The 17,860-nt window shown below is 61.0% G+C and carries 14 protein-coding genes; 2 read left to right on the top strand and 12 right to left on the bottom strand.

The features are described 5' to 3' along the window. Window positions 1-13 precede the first annotated feature (13 nt). Window positions 14-370, top strand: a complete 357-nt coding sequence (folB, locus tag DMX12_RS17670) for a dihydroneopterin aldolase (RefSeq protein WP_009682799.1) — start codon at window positions 14-16, stop codon at window positions 368-370. Then, window positions 361-870, top strand: a complete 510-nt coding sequence (gene folK / locus DMX12_RS17665) for a 2-amino-4-hydroxy-6-hydroxymethyldihydropteridine diphosphokinase (RefSeq protein ID WP_054911844.1) — start codon at window positions 361-363, stop codon at window positions 868-870. Before folB ends, folK begins: the two co-directional genes overlap by 10 nt. Window positions 871-1,479: 609 nt before the next feature. Here the strand turns inward: folK and DMX12_RS17660 are convergent. The 12 genes from DMX12_RS17660 to ltrA form a co-directional block, all read right to left on the bottom strand. Then, window positions 1,480-2,586, bottom strand: coding sequence for a multifunctional CCA tRNA nucleotidyl transferase/2'3'-cyclic phosphodiesterase/2'nucleotidase/phosphatase (locus tag DMX12_RS17660; protein ID WP_110679009.1), 1,107 nt, complete (start codon window positions 2,584-2,586; stop codon window positions 1,480-1,482). Between the two features lie 55 nt (window positions 2,587-2,641). After that, the gene (locus DMX12_RS17655; RefSeq protein WP_110679007.1) at window positions 2,642-4,210 is read right to left on the bottom strand and encodes a SpoVR family protein; all 1,569 of its coding nucleotides are present in this window, start codon (window positions 4,208-4,210) and stop codon (window positions 2,642-2,644) included. Further along, window positions 4,207-5,481: a YeaH/YhbH family protein gene (locus DMX12_RS17650; protein WP_110679005.1), complete on the bottom strand. Its 1,275-nt coding sequence runs from the start codon at window positions 5,479-5,481 to the stop codon at window positions 4,207-4,209. The genes DMX12_RS17655 and DMX12_RS17650 overlap by 4 nt, the downstream gene beginning before the upstream one ends. Before the next feature lie 175 nt (window positions 5,482-5,656). Further along, window positions 5,657-7,579 (bottom strand): PrkA family serine protein kinase, encoded by a 1,923-nt coding sequence (locus DMX12_RS17645; protein ID WP_110679003.1) that lies wholly within the window; start codon window positions 7,577-7,579, stop codon window positions 5,657-5,659. A 284-nt stretch (window positions 7,580-7,863) separates the two neighbouring features. Further along, window positions 7,864-8,196, bottom strand: a complete 333-nt coding sequence (glpE, locus tag DMX12_RS17640) for a thiosulfate sulfurtransferase GlpE (RefSeq protein WP_009685234.1) — start codon at window positions 8,194-8,196, stop codon at window positions 7,864-7,866. A gap of 14 nt (window positions 8,197-8,210) precedes the next feature. Next, window positions 8,211-9,077 (bottom strand): symmetrical bis(5'-nucleosyl)-tetraphosphatase, encoded by an 867-nt coding sequence (locus tag DMX12_RS17635; RefSeq protein ID WP_009685235.1) that lies wholly within the window; start codon window positions 9,075-9,077, stop codon window positions 8,211-8,213. Beyond that, window positions 9,077-9,457: a Co2+/Mg2+ efflux protein ApaG gene (gene apaG, locus DMX12_RS17630; protein ID WP_029885942.1), complete on the bottom strand. Its 381-nt coding sequence runs from the start codon at window positions 9,455-9,457 to the stop codon at window positions 9,077-9,079. Before apaG ends, DMX12_RS17635 begins: the two co-directional genes overlap by 1 nt. A gap of 204 nt (window positions 9,458-9,661) precedes the next feature. Further along, complete coding sequence (gene rsmA, locus DMX12_RS17625) at window positions 9,662-10,465, bottom strand: 16S rRNA (adenine(1518)-N(6)/adenine(1519)-N(6))-dimethyltransferase RsmA (protein WP_054911841.1); 804 nt, start codon at window positions 10,463-10,465, stop codon at window positions 9,662-9,664. Next, window positions 10,462-11,451, bottom strand: coding sequence for a 4-hydroxythreonine-4-phosphate dehydrogenase PdxA (pdxA, locus tag DMX12_RS17620; protein WP_009685238.1), 990 nt, complete (start codon window positions 11,449-11,451; stop codon window positions 10,462-10,464). The genes rsmA and pdxA overlap by 4 nt, the downstream gene beginning before the upstream one ends. Further along, a complete protein-coding gene (gene surA, locus DMX12_RS17615; protein WP_110679047.1) occupies window positions 11,448-12,767 on the bottom strand; it encodes a peptidylprolyl isomerase SurA in 1,320 nt (439 codons plus the stop codon). Before surA ends, pdxA begins: the two co-directional genes overlap by 4 nt. Continuing rightward, window positions 12,748-15,555: an LPS-assembly protein LptD gene (locus tag DMX12_RS17610; RefSeq protein WP_110679001.1), complete on the bottom strand. Its 2,808-nt coding sequence runs from the start codon at window positions 15,553-15,555 to the stop codon at window positions 12,748-12,750. Before DMX12_RS17610 ends, surA begins: the two co-directional genes overlap by 20 nt. A 143-nt stretch (window positions 15,556-15,698) precedes the next feature. Continuing rightward, the gene (gene ltrA / locus DMX12_RS17605; RefSeq protein WP_110678999.1) at window positions 15,699-17,405 is read right to left on the bottom strand and encodes a group II intron reverse transcriptase/maturase; all 1,707 of its coding nucleotides are present in this window, start codon (window positions 17,403-17,405) and stop codon (window positions 15,699-15,701) included. Window positions 17,406-17,860: the final 455 nt, after the last annotated feature.

The following is a 17,860-nucleotide window of genomic DNA, read 5'->3' as shown; positions in this document are numbered from 1 at the left end:
TGGAGAGAAGTGCTTGGACAGAGTGTTCATCGAAGGCCTGGAAGTCGATACCGTTATCGGTGCCTATGACTGGGAGCGGGATATTCGCCAGTGCTTGCGCCTGGACTTGAGCTTTGCCTGGGACAACCGCCCCGCGGCGGCCGGCGACGACCTGAACCTGGCCCTGGATTACGCCAGCGTTTCGGCGCGTATCCAGGCATTCGCCGAGCAGGCCCGTTTCGAGCTGGTGGAAACTTTTGCCGAGCGCCTGGTGGCTGCCTTGATGGAAGAGTTCCACATCCCGTGGGTGCGGTTGAAGCTGACCAAGCCTGGCGCGGTGCCGGCGGCCCGTGGCGGTGTTGGCGTGGAGATCGAGCGCGGATGTCTCTGAGCACGGTTTACCTGGGCCTTGGCAGCAATGTCGACCGTGAGGCGCATTTGTGTGCCGGGCTTGATGCGTTGGCCGCGATTCTCACCGACATGCGCTGCTCTCCGGCTTTCGAAAGCCAGGCGGTGGGGATCAAGAGCGGGCCATTCATCAATTTCGTGGTCAGCGGGCAAACCGCGCTGCCGTTGATCGAACTGGACCGCAGGCTGAAGTTCATCGAGGCCGACAATGGCCGTTATGCGCCTGACCGCAAAGGGTTGCCGCTGGATATCGACGTGCTGATGTATGACGACCTGCATGGCAACTTCGATGGGCTGGTACTGCCCCGGGCAGAGATCTTGAAGAACGCCTTCGTGTTATGGCCGCTGTCGCTGCTGGCGCCGGAACTGGTGCATCCGGGGGCGGGCAAGACCATGGGGCAGTTGTGGCAGGACGCGCAGATCGACCAAGTGCTGGCACCGGTTGCCTTTGAGTGGCGTGGGTTGCAGTTGACGCCGGCGTAAGCCTATTCCGGCCTTTTCGCGGGCTTGCCCGCTCCCACAGGTGAATCGCGCAGGCTTCTAATTTTGAGAAAGACAGTTGCTCGTGCAAGTCCGGCGGCAACTTCAAGCCAGCGCAGGCCCCTGTGGGAGCGGGCATGCCCGCGAACACCGGCGGAGCCGGTGCCAGGCACAGCGTCGCCTGCTTCGCGGGCAAGCCAGCTCCCACGGGGATCGCATCAGGGCTGACAGGTGTTTGCCACAAGGTATGCAGCGCCTGTTAGAGCGAGCGCCGCCCGCGCGGCGCATCGCGAGCTGCGCTCGCTCCTACGTTTGTTTCGGGCCAATTATTCCTGTGGGATTTGCGCGCGAACGCCTTGGCGCATGCCTCAAAATCGCGTCGTACGAACAAGGCGGCCGCGCGCATCTGGCACAGGGGTTACTGGCCCGAAACAAACGTAGGAGCGAGCGCAGCTCGCGATGCGCCGCGCGGGCGGCGCTCGATCTCACAGGCGCTGAAGGTGCTGCGGCTACCCTTGCCAGAAACCATAGAATCTCCCACAGGGGCTGTGTTGCCTTCACGTTGGCGCGCTACCTATGGGAGCGGCTTTGGTCGCGAAAGGGCCGGTAGCACTAGCGGTGCCGGTAAGCCTCAAGCGCTTTCAGCCGCTGCGCTTTGAGCGCTTCGCCCAGTGCCTGGCCAGTCAGCCCAGCCTGCACAAGCGGCTTCACATCCACCGCCCGCGCCGCTGCCGCAGCGCCACGCAAATACTCGCCCTGTGGATAACCCGCTTTGCAATTCCCCAGTGCCACCATCTCGCAGGCAGCCAGGAAATCCTCAAACCGCTGCGGGCGCCGGTACACATCGAACTTCTGCAACAGCGCCAGCAGTGACATGGCAGGCAGCTGCAGCGCCTGATCAGCCTGCACCAGGCACTCACCCGTCAGCAGGGCCAGCTCCTGGCATTCCCGCGGCGCCTTGAGGCGTTGGTTGACGGTCTTGATCGAGGCGGGGGGCAACTGGTGCAACAGGCAGGCCCAGCGCACGTGCAGGGGCTGGTGATGCGCAGCTGCTTGTCCCAGCGCAGCCAGGGCTTGGGGGGCGCTATCAAGCTCAGGCAACAGTTCCCGGAGGGCGGCGCACGCATGCAGGACCTGGAAGAACACCTGCGGCTGCGCCTCCATCAGCGCGCGCTCGATCTCCTTCCAGCTGCGCTCTGCAGTCAAGGCCTGCAATTCGCCCGAGGCACTGATCTGGCGCATCAGCTCCAGGGTTTCATCGGCGACCCGAAAGCCCAAGGGTGCATAGCGCGCAGCAAAGCGCGCCACCCGCAGCACACGCAGGGGGTCTTCAGCGAACGCTGGGGAAACGTGGCGTAACAGGCGTTGGTCCAGGTCCCGCGCGCCCTGGTAAGGGTCATGAACCTGCCCGGCCTCATCCTCGGCCATGGCATTGATGGTCAGGTCGCGGCGGATCAGGTCTTCTTCCAGGGTTACGTCGGGGCTGGCATGGAAGGTGAAGCCACCGTAGCCGCGCCCGCTTTTGCGTTCGGTACGGGCCAGGGCGTATTCCTCGCCGGTTTTCGGGTGCAGGAATACCGGGAAGTCGGCGCCGACCGGGCGGTAACCCTTGGCCAGCATTTCCTCGACGCTGGCACCGACCACCAGCCAGTCGATATCGCTGACCGGTCGGCCGAGCAGGCGGTCACGTACGGCACCGCCAACCTTGTAAATGTGCATGAGCAACTCTCCATAACTGCCGACAGCATAACCCGCCGGCAGTCATGGCGTGGCTTCAGAGATGGTGAATCACCGCCAGGTCCATGCGGCCGTATTCGCCGCCGTCGCCGTGCTCGCCGCGTGGCGGCATGTGGTGGGTCTTGACCACCTGCTCGCCTTGCACGGTCTCCAGGTGGATATCGAAGCCCCACAGCCGATGCAGGTGCTTGAGGACTTCGTCGGTCGAGTCGCCGAGCGGTTTGCGGTTGTGCTGCTGGTGACGCAGGGTGAGGGAGCGGTCCCCACGGCGGTCGACACTCCAGATCTGCACGTTCGGCTCACGGTTGCCCAGGTTGTACTGGGCTGCCAGCTGCTCGCGAATGAGCCGGTAACCCGACTCGTCGTGAATGGCCGGTACCAGCAGATCGTCCCGTTGGTCATCATCGAGAATGCTGAACAGCTTGAGGTCGCGCATTACCTTGGGCGACAGGTATTGCAGGATGAAACTCTCGTCCTTGAAGCTGCTCATGGCGAACTTGATGGTAGAAAGCCAATCACTGCCGGCAATGTCGGGGAACCAGTGGCGATCCTCTTCGGTTGGGTTCTCGCACATGCGGCGGATGTCGGTGTACATCGCAAAGCCCAGCGCGTAAGGGTTGATGCCGCTGTAGTACGGGCTGTCGAAACCAGGCTGGAACACCACACTGGTGTGCGACTGCAGAAACTCCATCATGAAGCCTTCAGTTATCAGCCCCTCGTCGTACAAGTCGTTCATCAGGGTGTAGTGCCAGAAGGTTGCCCAGCCTTCGTTCATCACCTGGGTCTGGCGCTGCGGGTAGAAATACTGGGCTATCTTGCGCACGATGCGCACCACTTCCCGTTGCCAGGGTTCCAGCAGCGGGGCGTTCTTTTCGATGAAGTACAGGATGTTTTCCTGCGGCTCGGCGGGGAAGCGCCCTTCATCGCGGTCATTGCCCTTTTCGGCGCTTTTCGGGATGGTCCGCCACAGGTCGTTGATCTGCCGCTGCAAGTGTTCCTCGCGCTCCTGTTGCCGGCGCCGCTCCTCTTCGGCAGAAATAGGGTAGGGCCGCTTGTAGCGGTCTACGCCGTAGTTCATCAGGGCATGGCAGGAGTCGATCAGATCTTCCACGGCGTCGATGCCGTGGCGTTCCTCGCACTGCGCGATGTACTGCTTGGCGAACACCAGGTAGTCGATGATCGAGCTGGCATCCGTCCAGGTGCGGAACAGGTAGTTGCCTTTGAAGAAGCTGTTATGCCCATAGCAGGCATGGGCGATCACCAGTGCCTGCATGCACATGGTGTTTTCTTCCATCAGGTAAGCGATGCAGGGGTCGGAGTTGATCACGATCTCGTAGGCCAGGCCCATCTGACCACGGCTATAGGACTTTTCCGTGCTGAGGAACTGCTTGCCGTAGGACCAGTGGTGATAGCCCAGCGGCATGCCGACGGAAGCGTAGGCGTCCATCATCTGCTCGGCCGTGATCACCTCGATCTGGTTGGGGTAGGTGTCCAGGGCGTAGCGCTCGGCCAGGCGGCTGATTTCCCGGTCGTAGGTCTGGATCAGTTCGAACGTCCATTCGGACCCGGTGGAAATGGGTTGGCGTCTCTGTGCTCTGGCGGTCATGTGGCTAACCTGCGCTGGAAGAGTTCACGGAAGACCGGGTAGATGTCGCCGGCCGATACCAACTGCTGTTGGGCAAACGTGTCGGGGAAGGCCTCGCCGATGCGTTCGTATTCGTACCACAGCGCCTGGTGCTCACGGGGGGTGATTTCGACGTAAGTGTAGTACTGCACGTGCGGCATGATCTGCTTGGCCAGGATATCGCGGCAGATTGGCGAGTCGTCGTTCCAGTTGTCGCCGTCGGACGCCTGGGCAGCATAGATGTTCCAGTCACTGGCCGGGTAGCGTTCAGCCATGATCTCCTGCATTAGCTTGAGTGCGCTGGAAACGATGGTGCCCCCGGTTTCCCGCGAGTAAAAAAATTCTTCCTCGTCCACTTCGCGGGCACTGGTGTGGTGGCGAATGAACACGACTTCGATGCGGTCGTAATTACGCTTGAGGAACAGATACAGCAGGATGAAGAAGCGCTTGGCGATGTCTTTGGTCGCCTGGGTCATCGAACCGGACACGTCCATCAGGCAGAACATCACCGCCTTTGAGCTGGGGTTGGGTTGCTTGACCAGCAGGTTGTACTTGAGGTCGAAGGTGTCGAGAAACGGCAGGCGGTTGATGCGTGCCTTGAGGCGCTCGATTTCCTGTTCGATTTCCTGGATATCGGTGAAATTGTCCGGTTCCTCTACGCGCAGGCGCGCCAGCTCTTTCTGTGCTTCGCGCAGCAGGGCACGGCTGCTGCCGGTCAGGGCGATACGTCGGGCGTGGGCCGAGCGCAGGGTGCGCACGATGTTGATGCGCGACGGGTTGCCTTCGTTGGCGATACCGGCGCGCACAGTTTTGAAGGTGTCGGCACCGGTCAGGTGGCGTTTGACCAGGTTGGGCAATTCGAGGTCTTCGAACATGAATTCGAGGAACTCTTCCTGGGTGATCTGAAAGACGAATTCGTCCATGCCTTCGCCGGAGTTGCCGGCCTTGCCACGGCCGCCGCCCCCCCCGCCGCCGCCTTGCGGCCTGGGTATGTGTTCACCGGCAGTGAACTCCTTGTTGCCGGGGTGCACGATCGTCTGTTTGCCCCCGCGGCCATGGTGCAGCACCGGTTCGTCGATATCACGCCCGGGAATGCTGATCTGTTCGCCGTGTTCCATGTCCATGATGGAGCGGCGGCTTACCGCCTCTTCGACGGCCTTCTTGATGTGTTCGCGGTACCGCCGCAGGAAGCGCTGGCGGTTGACCGTGCTCTTGTTCTTGCCGTTCAGGCGGCGGTCTATAACGTAGCTCATGGTCCCTCCGGTAGCTGGAGCAGCTGCAAGCCACAAGCCCTGGACGCCAAGCGGTAAGCTTCAAGCTGCAAGTAAAAACAGCCATCGCTGCCGCAGATGCTGGCGCCTGGCATGCGCCGGCGCCAGCCAGCTTGTGGCTTGCAGCTTGTAGCTTGGCACTAGGCGGCTTGCCGCTTTATTGCGATTTCCTGACCCGCAGGTACCACTCCGACAGCAGGCGCACCTGCTTGTCGGTATAACCACGCTCCACCATTCGGGTGACGAAGTCGTTGTGTTTCTTCTGGTCCTCTTTGCTGGCTTTGGCATTGAAGCTGATGACCGGCAGCAGGTCTTCGGTGTTGGAGAACATTTTCTTCTCGATCACCACCCGCAGTTTTTCGTAGCTCAGCCAGCTTGGGTTCTTGCCATTGTTGTTGGCGCGTGCGCGCAGTACGAAGTTGACGATCTCGTTGCGGAAGTCTTTCGGGTTGCTGATGCCGGCCGGCTTCTCGATTTTCTCCAGCTCTTCGTTGAGCGCGATGCGGTTGAGGATCTCGCCGGTTTCCGGGTCGCGGTATTCCTGGTCCTGGATCCAGAAGTCGGCGTACAGCACATAGCGGTCGAAGATGTTCTGGCCGTATTCGCTGTAGGACTCCAGGTACGCTGTCTGGATTTCCTTGCCGATGAACTCGATGTAGCGCGGTGCCAGGTACTCCTTCAGGTAGCGCAGGTAGCGTTCGCGCACTTCTGCAGGGAACTGTTCCTGTTCGATCTGCTGCTCCAGCACATACAACAGGTGCACGGGGTTGGCGGCAATTTCGTGTGGGTCGAAGTTGAACACCTTGGACAGGATCTTGAAGGCGAAGCGGGTCGACAGGCCATTCATGCCCTCGTCGACGCCGGCCGAGTCGCGGTATTCCTGAATCGACTTGGCCTTCGGATCGGTGTCCTTGAGGTTTTCACCGTCGTACACGCGCATTTTCGAATAGATATTGGAGTTTTCAGGCTCTTTGAGCCGCGACAGCACCGTGAATTGCGCCAGCATTTTCAGCGTGTCCGGTGCGCAATGGGCCTTGGACAGCGAACTGTTGACCAGCAATTTGTCGTAGATCCTGATTTCGTCGCTGACGCGCAGGCAGTACGGCACCTTGACGATGTAGATCCGGTCGATGAACGCTTCGTTGTTCTTGTTGTTACGGAAGGTGTGCCACTCCGATTCGTTGGAGTGGGCCAACAGGATGCCGGTGTACGGGATGGCCCCGAGGCCTTCGGTACTGTTGTAGTTACCTTCCTGGGTGGCGGTGAGCAAGGGGTGCAGGACCTTGATCGGCGCCTTGAACATTTCCACGAATTCCATCAGGCCCTGGTTGGCCCGGCACAGTGCCCCCGAGTAGCTGTAGGCGTCGGCGTCGTTCTGTGGGTATTCCTCGAGCTTGCGAATGTCGACCTTGCCGACCAGAGCAGAGATGTCCTGGTTGTTTTCATCGCCCGGTTCGGTCTTGGCAATGGCGATCTGGTTGAGGATGGAAGGGTAGAGCTTGACCACTTTGAATTTGGAAATATCGCCGCCGAACTCCTGCAGCCGCTTGGTGGCCCAGGGCGACATGATGGTGTTGAGGTAGCGCCGCGGGATGCCGAACTCTTCCTCGAGAATGGCCCCGTCTTCGTTGGCGTTGAACAGGCCCAATGGCGATTCGAACACCGGTGAGCCCTTGATGGCGTAGAAGGGTACGCGCTCCATCAGCTGCTTGAGTTTTTCCGCCAGCGACGATTTACCGCCACCTACCGGGCCCAGCAGGTAGAGGATCTGTTTCTTTTCCTCCAGGCCTTGGGCGGCGTGGCGGAAGTAGGACACGATCTGGTCGATGCACTCTTCCATGCCATGGAAGTCGGCAAAGGCTGGATAGCGGCGGATCACCTTGTTGGAAAAAATGCGCGACAGCCTGGAGTTGGTAGAGGTGTCGATCAGCTCTGGCTCACCGATGGCCAGCAACAGCCGTTCGGCCGCCGATGCGTAGGCACTGCGATCCTCTTTGCACAGCTCGAGGTACTCCTGCAGCGAGAGTTCTTCCTGGCGCGTTGACTCGAAACGTTGTTGGAAGTGGCTAAAAATACTCATGACGTCACCTCGCTCGATACGTGGAGACGACGCCGGATCAGTCAGCTGATGCTGGCAAGCAACCGGGTTCGCCAGTTGCTTTATACCCCCCAGAACACCCTGTTACGCTACCGATGACCCGCACGCCGGTGTACCGGCTCTCCCCTTTTTTGGATGGCCTGAGCTTAAGCGTAGTTGGTTATCTGCAAGGTCAAGGGGCGAGGAGTGCAGAAGTTACGAACGACCGTTCGTCAGGTAAGCCGCAAGCCCGCGCAGGACGCGGGCTGCAGTAAAAATGAAAATATTTATTCGGCAGCGCCTTGGGCTGTCTCGGCCGGGTAGGTGGTGCGCCACAGTTCAAACCCACCGTCGACGCTGTACACGTCCGAGAAGCCCTGGCCTACCAGGTAGGCGGCAGCGCTCTGGCTGGAGTTGCCGTGGTAGCAGACCACCAGGGTGGGGGCGTCGAGGTCGGCATTGCGGATGAACTCGGCAACCGAATGGTTATCCAGATGCCGGGCGCCGGTAATGTGGCCGGCAGCAAAGGCTTGCGAGTCACGGATATCGACCACGACCGCACCTTCTTGCTTGCGAAGCTCCAAGGCCTGCTCGGGAGGGATGCGCTTGAATTCGCTCATGGGTACTACTTCCTTCAGGTGTGGTCATTGAGTGTAGTGGGTTGTGCCGGCTGGCGCAGGGTGCCGTCGGCGGCGCAGTCGCAGCGGTGGTATTGGCCGCTGTCGAGGTTGTACAGGGTCATGGCGCCGCCCCACACGCAGCCGGTGTCCAGGGCGATGACGTCAGGCTGGTCGACGCGCCCTTCAAGGGCGGCCCAGTGGCCGAAGATGATCTTCACGTGCCGCGAGCGGCGGTCCTTGTGGGCAAACCAGGGTTTGTAGCCTTTGGGCGCGGTGCCCAGGCCTTCCTTGCTTTTCAGGTCGAGTTTGCCTTCTGCGGTGCAGAAGCGCATGCGCGTGAAGTAGTTGGTGATGACCCGCAGGCGCTCGATACCGGTGAGGTTCTTGCTCCACTTGTTCGGCTCGTTGCCGTACATGCCATCCAAGTACAACTTCAGGCGAGTGTCATCGCGCAGCACCTGTTCCACCTCGTCTGCCAGCTTCAGGGCCTGGCCGAGCGTCCACTGCGGCGGGATGCCGGCATGAACCATGGCAACGCCCCGCGCCTCATCGTAGTGCAGCAGCTTTTGCTGGCGCAGCCAGTCGAACAACTGATCCGCATCTGGCGCTTCGATGATCTCGCGCAAAGTGTCGCTTTTCTTCAGGCGCTCGACGTTGTGCCAGGCGGCCAGCAGGTGCAGGTCGTGGTTGCCCAGCACGCAGACCAGGGACTGGCGCATGGAGTACAGAAAGCGCAGCGTTTGCAGTGACTCGGGGCCGCGGTTGACCAGGTCGCCCACCAGCCACAGGCGGTCCACGGCGGGATCGAAGCGTACGCGTTCGAGCAGGCATTTGAGTGGCTGCAGGCAGCCCTGCAGGTCGCCGACGGCGTAAGTGGCCATCAGTGCAGGGCCCCGGGCACCGCTAGGCGAAACGGGGCGATCTCGGCATCGAAACGTTTACCGTCTTCGGCAAACATCTGGTAGCTGCCCTGCATGGTGCCTACGCGGGTGCTGATGACAGCCCCGCTGCTGTAGGTGTGGCTCTGGCCCGGCTCGATATTGGGCTGCTGGCCGACCACCCCGGCGCCGCGCACTTCTTCGACCTTGCCGTCACCGTTGGTGATCAGCCAGTGGCGCGACAGCAGTTTGGCTTTCAGCGAGCCGTTGTTCTGCACAGTGATGGTGTAGGCGAAAGCGAAACGACTGTTTTCCGGGTCGGATTGCTCTTTGAGGTAGCGGGTCACGACGCTGACGTCGATTTGATAGCGGGGGTCGGACATGCAAGGGCCTTGGGCGAACTGACGCAATAATGCAGTCTAGGCCATTGGCGGGGGGGAGGGCCAGCGGTGGAAGGGCTGGGGGTTTTGTGTTGTCTGGGCTGGCCTCTTCGCGGGCAAGCCCGCTCCCACAGGATTCCACCGCATTTGAGGGGTGATTTACCTGTGGGAGCGGGCGTGCCCGCGAAGAGGCCGGATCAGGTCGAATCAGGCTCTGGGCTGATCGGCCAACTGATCGGCCAGGCGCACGAAGGCGGCCAGGTCCAGCTGCTCCGGGCGCAGGCTGCCATCTACGCCGGCAGCTTCGATGGCCGCGCTGTCGAGCAGGCCCTTCATGGTGTTGCGCAGTGTTTTGCGGCGCTGGTTGAACGCGTCACGCACCACCCGCTCCAGCAGTTGTGCATCTTTGGCCGGGTGAGGCAGCACTTCGTGCGGCACCAGCCGCACGATGGCCGAATCCACTTTCGGTGGCGGGTTGAACGCCCCAGGGCCAACGTTGAACAGGTGTTCCACGCGGCAGTGGTACTGCACCATGATCGACAACCGCCCCCAATCACCACCGCCAGGGCCGGCGGCCATGCGCTCGACCACTTCCTTCTGCAGCATGAAGTGCATGTCGCGGATCAGCCCGGCATGGCTGAGCAGGTGGAAGATCAGCGGCGTGGAGATGTTATAGGGCAGGTTACCCACCACCTTGAGGCTGCGCGGCGGGACGCCCAGCTGGTTGAAGTCGAACTTCAGGGCGTCGCCCTGGTGCAGGCGGAAATTGCTGCGGTCGGCGAACTTGTGCTGCAGGATCGGCACCAGGTCCTTGTCCAGCTCGACCACGTCCAGTTGCGCGCCGCTGCCCAGCAGGCCCTCGGTCAGGGCGCCCTGGCCCGGGCCGATTTCCAGCAGGTGTTCGCCAGGCTTGGCGTGGATAGCGCGCAGGATACGGTCGATGATGCCGGCGTCGTGCAGGAAGTTCTGGCCGAAGCGCTTGCGCGCTCGGTGTTGGTATTGCTCGTTCATGGTCGGTTCTCGGCCATCTGGTAGGCGGTTTCCAGCGCGACGCGCAGGCTGCCGGTGTCGACCTTGCCGCTGCCGGCCAGGTCCAGAGCGGTGCCGTGGTCAACCGAGGTACGGATGATCGGCAGGCCCAAGGTCACGTTCACGGCCGCACCAAAACCCTTGTACTTGAGTACGGGCAGGCCTTGGTCGTGGTACATCGCCAGCACCGCGTCGCAGTGCTCCAGATATTTGGGGGTAAACAGGGTATCGGCCGGCAGCGGCCCGCGCAGGTCCATGCCTTCAGCGCGCAGGCGGGCCAGGGTCGGCTCGATGATGTCGATTTCTTCGCGGCCCAGGTGGCCGCCTTCACCGGCATGCGGGTTGAGGCCGCACACCAGGATGCGTGGGGCGGTGATGCCGAACTTGTCGCGCATGTCTGCATGCAGGATGCGGGTAACCCGCTCGACGCGCTCGGCAGTGATGGCGTCGGCGATGTCCCGCAGCGGCAGATGGGTGGTAACCAGGGCCACGCGCAGGCCGCGGGTAGCCAGCATCATCACCACTTGTGCGGTTTGGGTCAGTTCGGCGAGGAATTCGGTGTGCCCGGAAAAGGCGATGCCGCTCTCGTTGATCACACCCTTGTGCACGGGGGCGGTGATCATCCCGGCGAAGTGCCCGTCCAGGCAGCCCTGGCCAGCACGGGTCAGGGTTTGCAGCACGAACGCGGCGTTGGCCGTGTCGAGCTGGCCCGGTGTTACCGGGGCCGCCAGCGGGGTATCCCAAACATACAGGCTGCCCGCTGGCGCTGGCTGCTCGGGCCATTGGCCCGGGGCAACCGGCAACAGGTCGACAGCCAGCCCCAGCTGGGTGGCCCGCTCGGCGAGCAGGTCACGGCTGGTGATGGCAATCAGGGGGTGGGGCTGGGCGTCTGCGGCGAGCAGCAGGCACAGGTCAGGACCTATGCCGGCCGGCTCGCCGGGGGTGACGGCGAAGCGCAGGGGCTTCACTGGGCGGCCTGGTCGGCGCCAGGCAGCTTGATTTCAACGTAGGCTTCGTCGCGGATCTGGCGCAGCCAGGTTTGCAGCTCTTCGTCGTATTTGCGGTTACGCAGCACGTTCAGGGCCTGTTGCTCACGCGCCTGCTCGGTGCTGTCGGTGGCCCGACGGCCCAGTACTTCCAGCACGTGCCAGCCATACTGGGTTTTGAACGGCTTGGTCACGACGCCTTGCTGGGCGTTGGCCATCTGTTCGCGGAACTCAGGCACCAGGCTGTTCGGGTCGACCCAGTTGAGGTCACCGCCGTTGAGCGCTGAACCCGGGTCTTCCGAGAAGCTCTTCGCCAGTTCGGCGAAGTCTTCGCCGTTCTTGATGCGTTCGTACAGGCGCTCGGCCAACTGCTCGGTGGCCGCGTCGCTGCGGATCTCGCTTGGCTTGATCAGGATGTGGCGCACGTGCACTTCGTCGCGCAGCACGTTCTCGCTGCCGCCACGCTTCTCTTCCAGCTTGAGGATGATGAAGCCGTTGGGGATGCGGATCGGCTGGGTGATTTCACCCACCGGCATGCTGCTGAGCATCTTGGCGAAGTCTGGTGGCAGCTGGGCCGCTTTACGCCAGCCCATTTCGCCGCCTTCCAGGGCGTTTTCGCTGGCGGAACGGGCGATGGCCAGCTGGCCGAAGTCCGCGCCTTGCTTGAGTTGCTGGTACACCTCGCCCACCTGGCGTGCAGCCTTCTGGATGTCTGCCGAGTTGGCGGCTTCCGGGGTGGGGATCAGGATGTTGGCCAGGCGGTACTCTTCCGACATCTGCATCTTGCCCATGTCGGAGTTGAGGAAGTTCTTCACTTCCTGCTCCGACACCTGGATGCGCTCGGCCACGCGGCGTTGGCGCACGCGGCTGATGATCATCTCGCGCTTGACCTGGTCGCGGGCGTCGTCGAACGACAGGCCGTCATGGGCCAACGCTGCGCGGAACTGGTCCAGCGACATGCCGTTGCGCTGGGCAATGGTGCCGATGGCCTGGTTCAGTTCTTCGTCGGTGATGCGAATGCCGGAGCGTTCGCCAATCTGCAGTTGCAGGTTTTCGACGATCAGGCGTTCCAGTACCTGCTGTTCCAGGGCGCCGGCGGGCGGCACGCTGCCGCCGCGCTTGGCAATGGTTTGCTGAACCTCATGCACGCGCTGGTCCAGCTGGCTTTGCATGACCACGTCGTTGTCGACGATGGCCACCACGCGATCAAGCGGCTGTACCGCGGCATGCACCGCGCCACTCAGCAAAGCGACGCCCAGCAGCACTGGGCGCAGTCGATCAATAAGCTTGGTCTTCACGTTCACGGTAACCTTGAATGCCTTGGTCGAGGAAAGATTCGACCTTGTTGCCAACTACACCACCGAGGCCTTTCAGGACGATCTGAAGGAAGACACCGTGGTCGCCTTTTTCGTTCTGCGGAAGGGCCTGGCTGAAATCGTCGTAGTCGATCCAGTACCGGTTGACCAGACGCAGCTTCCAGCAGCAGTTGTCGTATTCGAAACCACCCATGGCTTCCAGGGTGCGGTTGCGGTTGTAGTCATGCTGCCAGCGGGCAATCACGCTCCACTGTGGCACGATCGGCCAGATGACCGAGAAATCGTGCTGCTGGATCTTGTAGTAATCCTTGATGTAGTTCGGATCGCCTGGGGTGCCATAGTCACCGCCGCCCACCTTCCAGGTACCCGTTGTCGAGTCGTAGGCGATGGTGTCGTTACGGTAGCGGTAGCCGAGGTTGACGATCTTGTTCGGGTTGTCTTCAGGCTGGTAGTGGAACATCGCACTGCCCGAGCGGGTGCTGCGGCTGTCCGGGTCCCAGTTGAAGTCCGAATTGAAGCGCCAGTCGCGGTTGAAGTAGTAGTTGTACACCAGGGCATATGGCGACACGTCGGACTGCGAGTCTTTGCGGGTGCGGTAGTCGATACCCGGCAACTGTACCTTGCGGTCTTTGAAGTAGTAGGCCTGGCCGATGCTGAAGTTCTGGCGCTCGAAGCCGTTGTCTTCGATCCAGCGTGTGGTGACACCCAGCGACAGCTTGTTCTCGTCGCCGATGCGGTCGGTGCCGCTGAAGCGGTTGTCGCGGAACAGCGAATCGTAGCTGAACAGGGTTTCGCCAGTATCGAACAGCGGGATGTCCTTCTGGTCCTTGTACGGGACGTACAGGTAGAACATGCGTGGTTCGAGGGTTTGACGGTAGTTGTTGCCGAACAGCGAGGTATTGCGGTCGAAGTACAGGCCGCTGTCGACGCTGAAGATCGGTACATCGCGGCTTACGGAGCTGTCGTAGCTGCCGTAGGCGGCTGGATTTGCAGCTTCCAGGGCGATTGCATCGGCCTTGCCTTTGCTGTCGAGGTCCAGGTCGTACTGGGTGTAGGCATATTTCAGCTTGGGCGTCAGGAACCCATAGCTGGCCGTCATCGGGTAGCTGATGGACGGCGCCACATTCAGGCGCGTGCCGTTGGCCCGCTCGATGCCTTGAATGTTCTGATCAAGGCGACGACCTTCTGGCCCGGCTGTGAGGTCGAGGTTGCCATCCTTGTCGAACACGGTGTCGTTCTTCAAGTCACGCTCGAAGCGTACCGCTTCGGTCTCGTAACCCAGGTTCAGGCCGCCTGGCTGGAATGGCAGGGTACCGTTCAGGGTCAGCTGCGGCAGGCGGTCATACGGCGTGATCTGCGAAATGGTCGCCATTTCGTAGGCATGCACGTTCAGGCGCGCGGTGTAGCTGTCGCCACGGTAGGTCAGCGCGCCTTGCTGGTTCAGCACGTCGCGGCTTTCCACGCCGATCTGATCGGACTCCAGGTCCTGGAAGTAGAACGGGTCGCTGATGTCGGTGTAGTCCACCTCGGTCATCAGGCGTTCGTCCAGGCCACCCTTGTGCTGCCAGTTGACCATCCAGCGCTGGTCTTTGTAGTCCGTCTGGTCTTTGCGGTCGTCGTTCTTGTCGTTCAGGTACGCGCCGCCGAACTGGCCTTCGCTGGACTTGGTCAGGTAGCGGAATTCGCCTTCCATCAGCAAGCCGCGCTTGGTCATGTAGCGCGGGTACAACGTGGCGTCGTAGTTCGGCGCCAGGTTGAAGTAGTACGGCGTGACCAGCATGAAGCCGGTGTCGCTGCTGCTGCTGAACGAAGGTGGCAGGAAGCCGGACTGGCGACGATCGTCGATCGGGAAGTAGATGTACGGTGTGTAGAACACCGGGAAATCCTTGACCCGCAGGGTGACGTTGGTCGCGGTGCCGAAGCCGGTGGCCGGGTTCAGGGTGATGTTGTTGCCCTTCAGCTGCCAGGCGTTGCTGCCCGGTTCGCAGGTGGTGTACGTACCGTCCTTGAGGCGGATGATGGCGTTTTCGCCACGCTTGGCGTACAGGGCGCTGCCGCGGATATGCGACTTGTGCATCACGTATTCGGCGTTGTCGACCTGGGCTTCGCCCGTGTCGAGCTGAATCTGTGCCTGGTCACCGACTACCAGCGAGCCGTTGTCACGGATCTTGACGTTGCCTTTGAGCTCGCCACGGTTTTCGGCCTGGTACAGGTTGGCCTCGTCCGCTTCGGCCTGCATGCTGCCCTGGCGCATGACCACGTCACCGGCGAGGGTAGCGATCTGCTGCTCCTGCTGGTACTTGGACACCTTGGCATTGATGTAGGTCGGCGACTCGTCCTTGGGCGTGGTGTCGGCCATGCCTGGGCGAGTTGGCTCGATGTAGGCGCCACCGCAGTACGGGCCGGTTTCGGCCAGCTGTGCAGCAGTGAGCTTTTCACGCGGCACCCAGTCGAGGTGGCTGTAGTCTTCGCTGCGCGACTTCAGGCCGCGGCCTTTGGCCTCGGTGACCAGCATCGGCCGGTCCGCAGTTTCGCCTTCGCTCGCGGCTTCGGTGCCGCCGCTGACGGCGGCACCTTCGTGCACCGGGCGTGGCGGCAGGTTGCTGGCTGGGGTCTTGGGCTTGCAGTCCCAGCCGCCGGCGGCGGACACTTGGCAGTCAAACTGCTCGGCTGCCACCACGTACGATGTGGCCAGAGGTTGCAGGGCCAGCAGACCGCCGGTGACCAGCAACGGAAACTTTCTACGAAACGCGGGGGATTTCAATGCCATCTTATTAGTCCGGGCTTCCTGCGTGCCATCTGCCCGCGTGTGGGGCCGCACGCCTCTCGATGGTCTGAAAGTCGGGTGGGAACTGGCCATTGCTGGCCAATTCCCCCCTAAGAACCGTACGTGCGCCTTTCAGCGCATACGGCTCAAGCCTTTACGAAGCTCCCAGAGGGAGCCGGTTTGCTCACGTGCAGACCACGCGTGTGGAGCTGGTTGTGACAATTGGGGTGCAAGAGTACCCGATTGCCTAGTTCATCGCCACCGCCCAGAGAGCGGTAAGTGATGTGGTGATCGTGCCACCCCGTTTCCCTAGTAATCGGTTGCCCGCATAGCTGACATAGACCGCTTTGGCTGGAGAATAGGGTGCCGATCTGTTTCCGGTATTTCAGCTGTTTCAGCATCCGGTCAGTCCTCAGTTTTTCACCCATAGCCTCCATGGTTGGGTCGTAGGGGTTGTAGTCCCCACTCACCTTCTTATGTCGCTCGATCGGTGTACTCGCAAGCGTGTACAGCTCGACCTCCCGTTTTGTTCCAGCTTCATCAGTTACCGTGGTGGCGAACACCCAGTTTCTATCGCCTGAGGATCGGAAATATTTCTTCCTCACCCAATCTAGGGTCTTGTTTGGGTGTCGCCTTTTCGCCCAACGCCAGAGTTTGATAAACACCCTGTAATCCATTCGGCTGTACGCCTGCTTCGCGACTACTGGTTGGTGGTACAGCGCCCAGCCTCTCAGTTTCAGGTTGAGCATTCGGATCAGATCCTCCTGCCTGACCGTCTTATGAGAGTCGATCGCCTCTCTGATCTTGCTGTAGAACGCCTTGACGTTCTTCTTGCTCGGCTTGATCAGTAACGTTCCATCGTATTTCCGGAAACTCCATCCAAGAAAGTCGAAGCCTTCGTCGATGTGGACGATCCGCGTCTTTTTGAGTGAAAGCCGCAGCCCGCGCGTTGCGAGGAACTGCTCTACCCAAGGTTTTACTTCATTCTCCAGCACCTCCGGGGAGGTGCCGGTGATTACGAAGTCGTCGGCGTATCGCACCACATTCACCTTCAGCTTCTTCGCCCTTGTCACCCCCAAGTGTTCCTTGAGGAGTGTTTCCAGACCGTCCAGTGCCAGATTTGCCAGCGTTGGGGAGATAATTCCCCCCTGTGGCGTACCTGCGTTCGTCGCGTGCAGCTGCCCCTTGTGAATGACTCCAGCTTTTAACCACTGCCGAAGCATCCGTGTATCCGTGGGGGCGTTCCTTAATAGCCATTCGTGGTTGATGTTGTCGAAGAATCCCTCGATGTCCGCGTCTAATACCCAGCAAGCCGAGGCCCGCTTGGATAGGCACAAGAACAACTGCGCCATCGCATCCGCCGTACAGCGTTCGATCCTAAAGCCGTAGCTGTTCGGATCTCCTTGGGTTTCGGCGATGGGAGACAGGGCCAGCATGTACAGCGCTTGCATGGCTCTGTCCGTCATGGTCGGTATGCCCAATGGGCGTTCCCGTCCGTCCGACTTTGGGATGTAGACTCGCCGTAGTGGCCGAGCCTTGTATCCCCGCGTCTTCAACTGACCAACCGCAATCCATTTTGCGTTGGGTGTATCCCAGAGTTGCTTATCGACTCCCGCCGTGCGGCTCCCCTGATTTTCCGTGACTCTCCGTACAGCCAGGTATCTGGCCGACTTCGAGCGGGTGAGCATCCGTTGCAGAGATTTGACTCTGCGCCATTTGCCTTCCCGACAAGCCTTCGCAATTCGCATCTGCATTCCCCGGACGTTCCGCTGGACTCGGCGCCAATCGACGTCGTGCCACTGTTGCGGAGTGTCGGAAAGCGCAGACTCACCTTGCTGGCTGAGCTCTTTCATGCTGCTTTCCTCTCAAAGTGAAACCACCCGAGCGGAAGGCGCACGTACCCCCTGAGGGGTGCATGCACCCCGTCAGGGTAGGATTATCAAGGGCCAATGAAGCTAGGCCCTGAGGTTAATGAGACGGTCTCAGTCAGAGTTATTGCAACGAAAGACCACGCAGAAGTCTGCCCGGTTTCCCGTGGGGTGATGTTCCAACCCCTATCCAAGCCATTACAGCCTGGCGTTCGCTTTCTCTGCGATCCCATACCCGCACCGCCAACAGTGTTCCTTACGGTTCACCTGCCCAAAGGGCAGCGATACGGGCTTACCACGTTCCCTCTCTGTCACACGACTGGGTTAGGCCCCGCCTTTTCACCGGAGGTTCTGATGGCGACGTATCCCCACATCCCACAGGGATATCCAACCTCGTACCATTTTGGTTCATGCCTAACAGCAGTTTTGGCATGGTTATC

The organism is Pseudomonas sp. MB-090624 (genome assembly GCF_003205245.1).
Lineage (GTDB): Bacteria > Pseudomonadota > Gammaproteobacteria > Pseudomonadales > Pseudomonadaceae > Aquipseudomonas > Aquipseudomonas juntendi.
The sequence above is the reverse complement of the archived record's forward strand: the minus strand, read 5'-3'. Positions and strand labels throughout refer to the sequence as shown.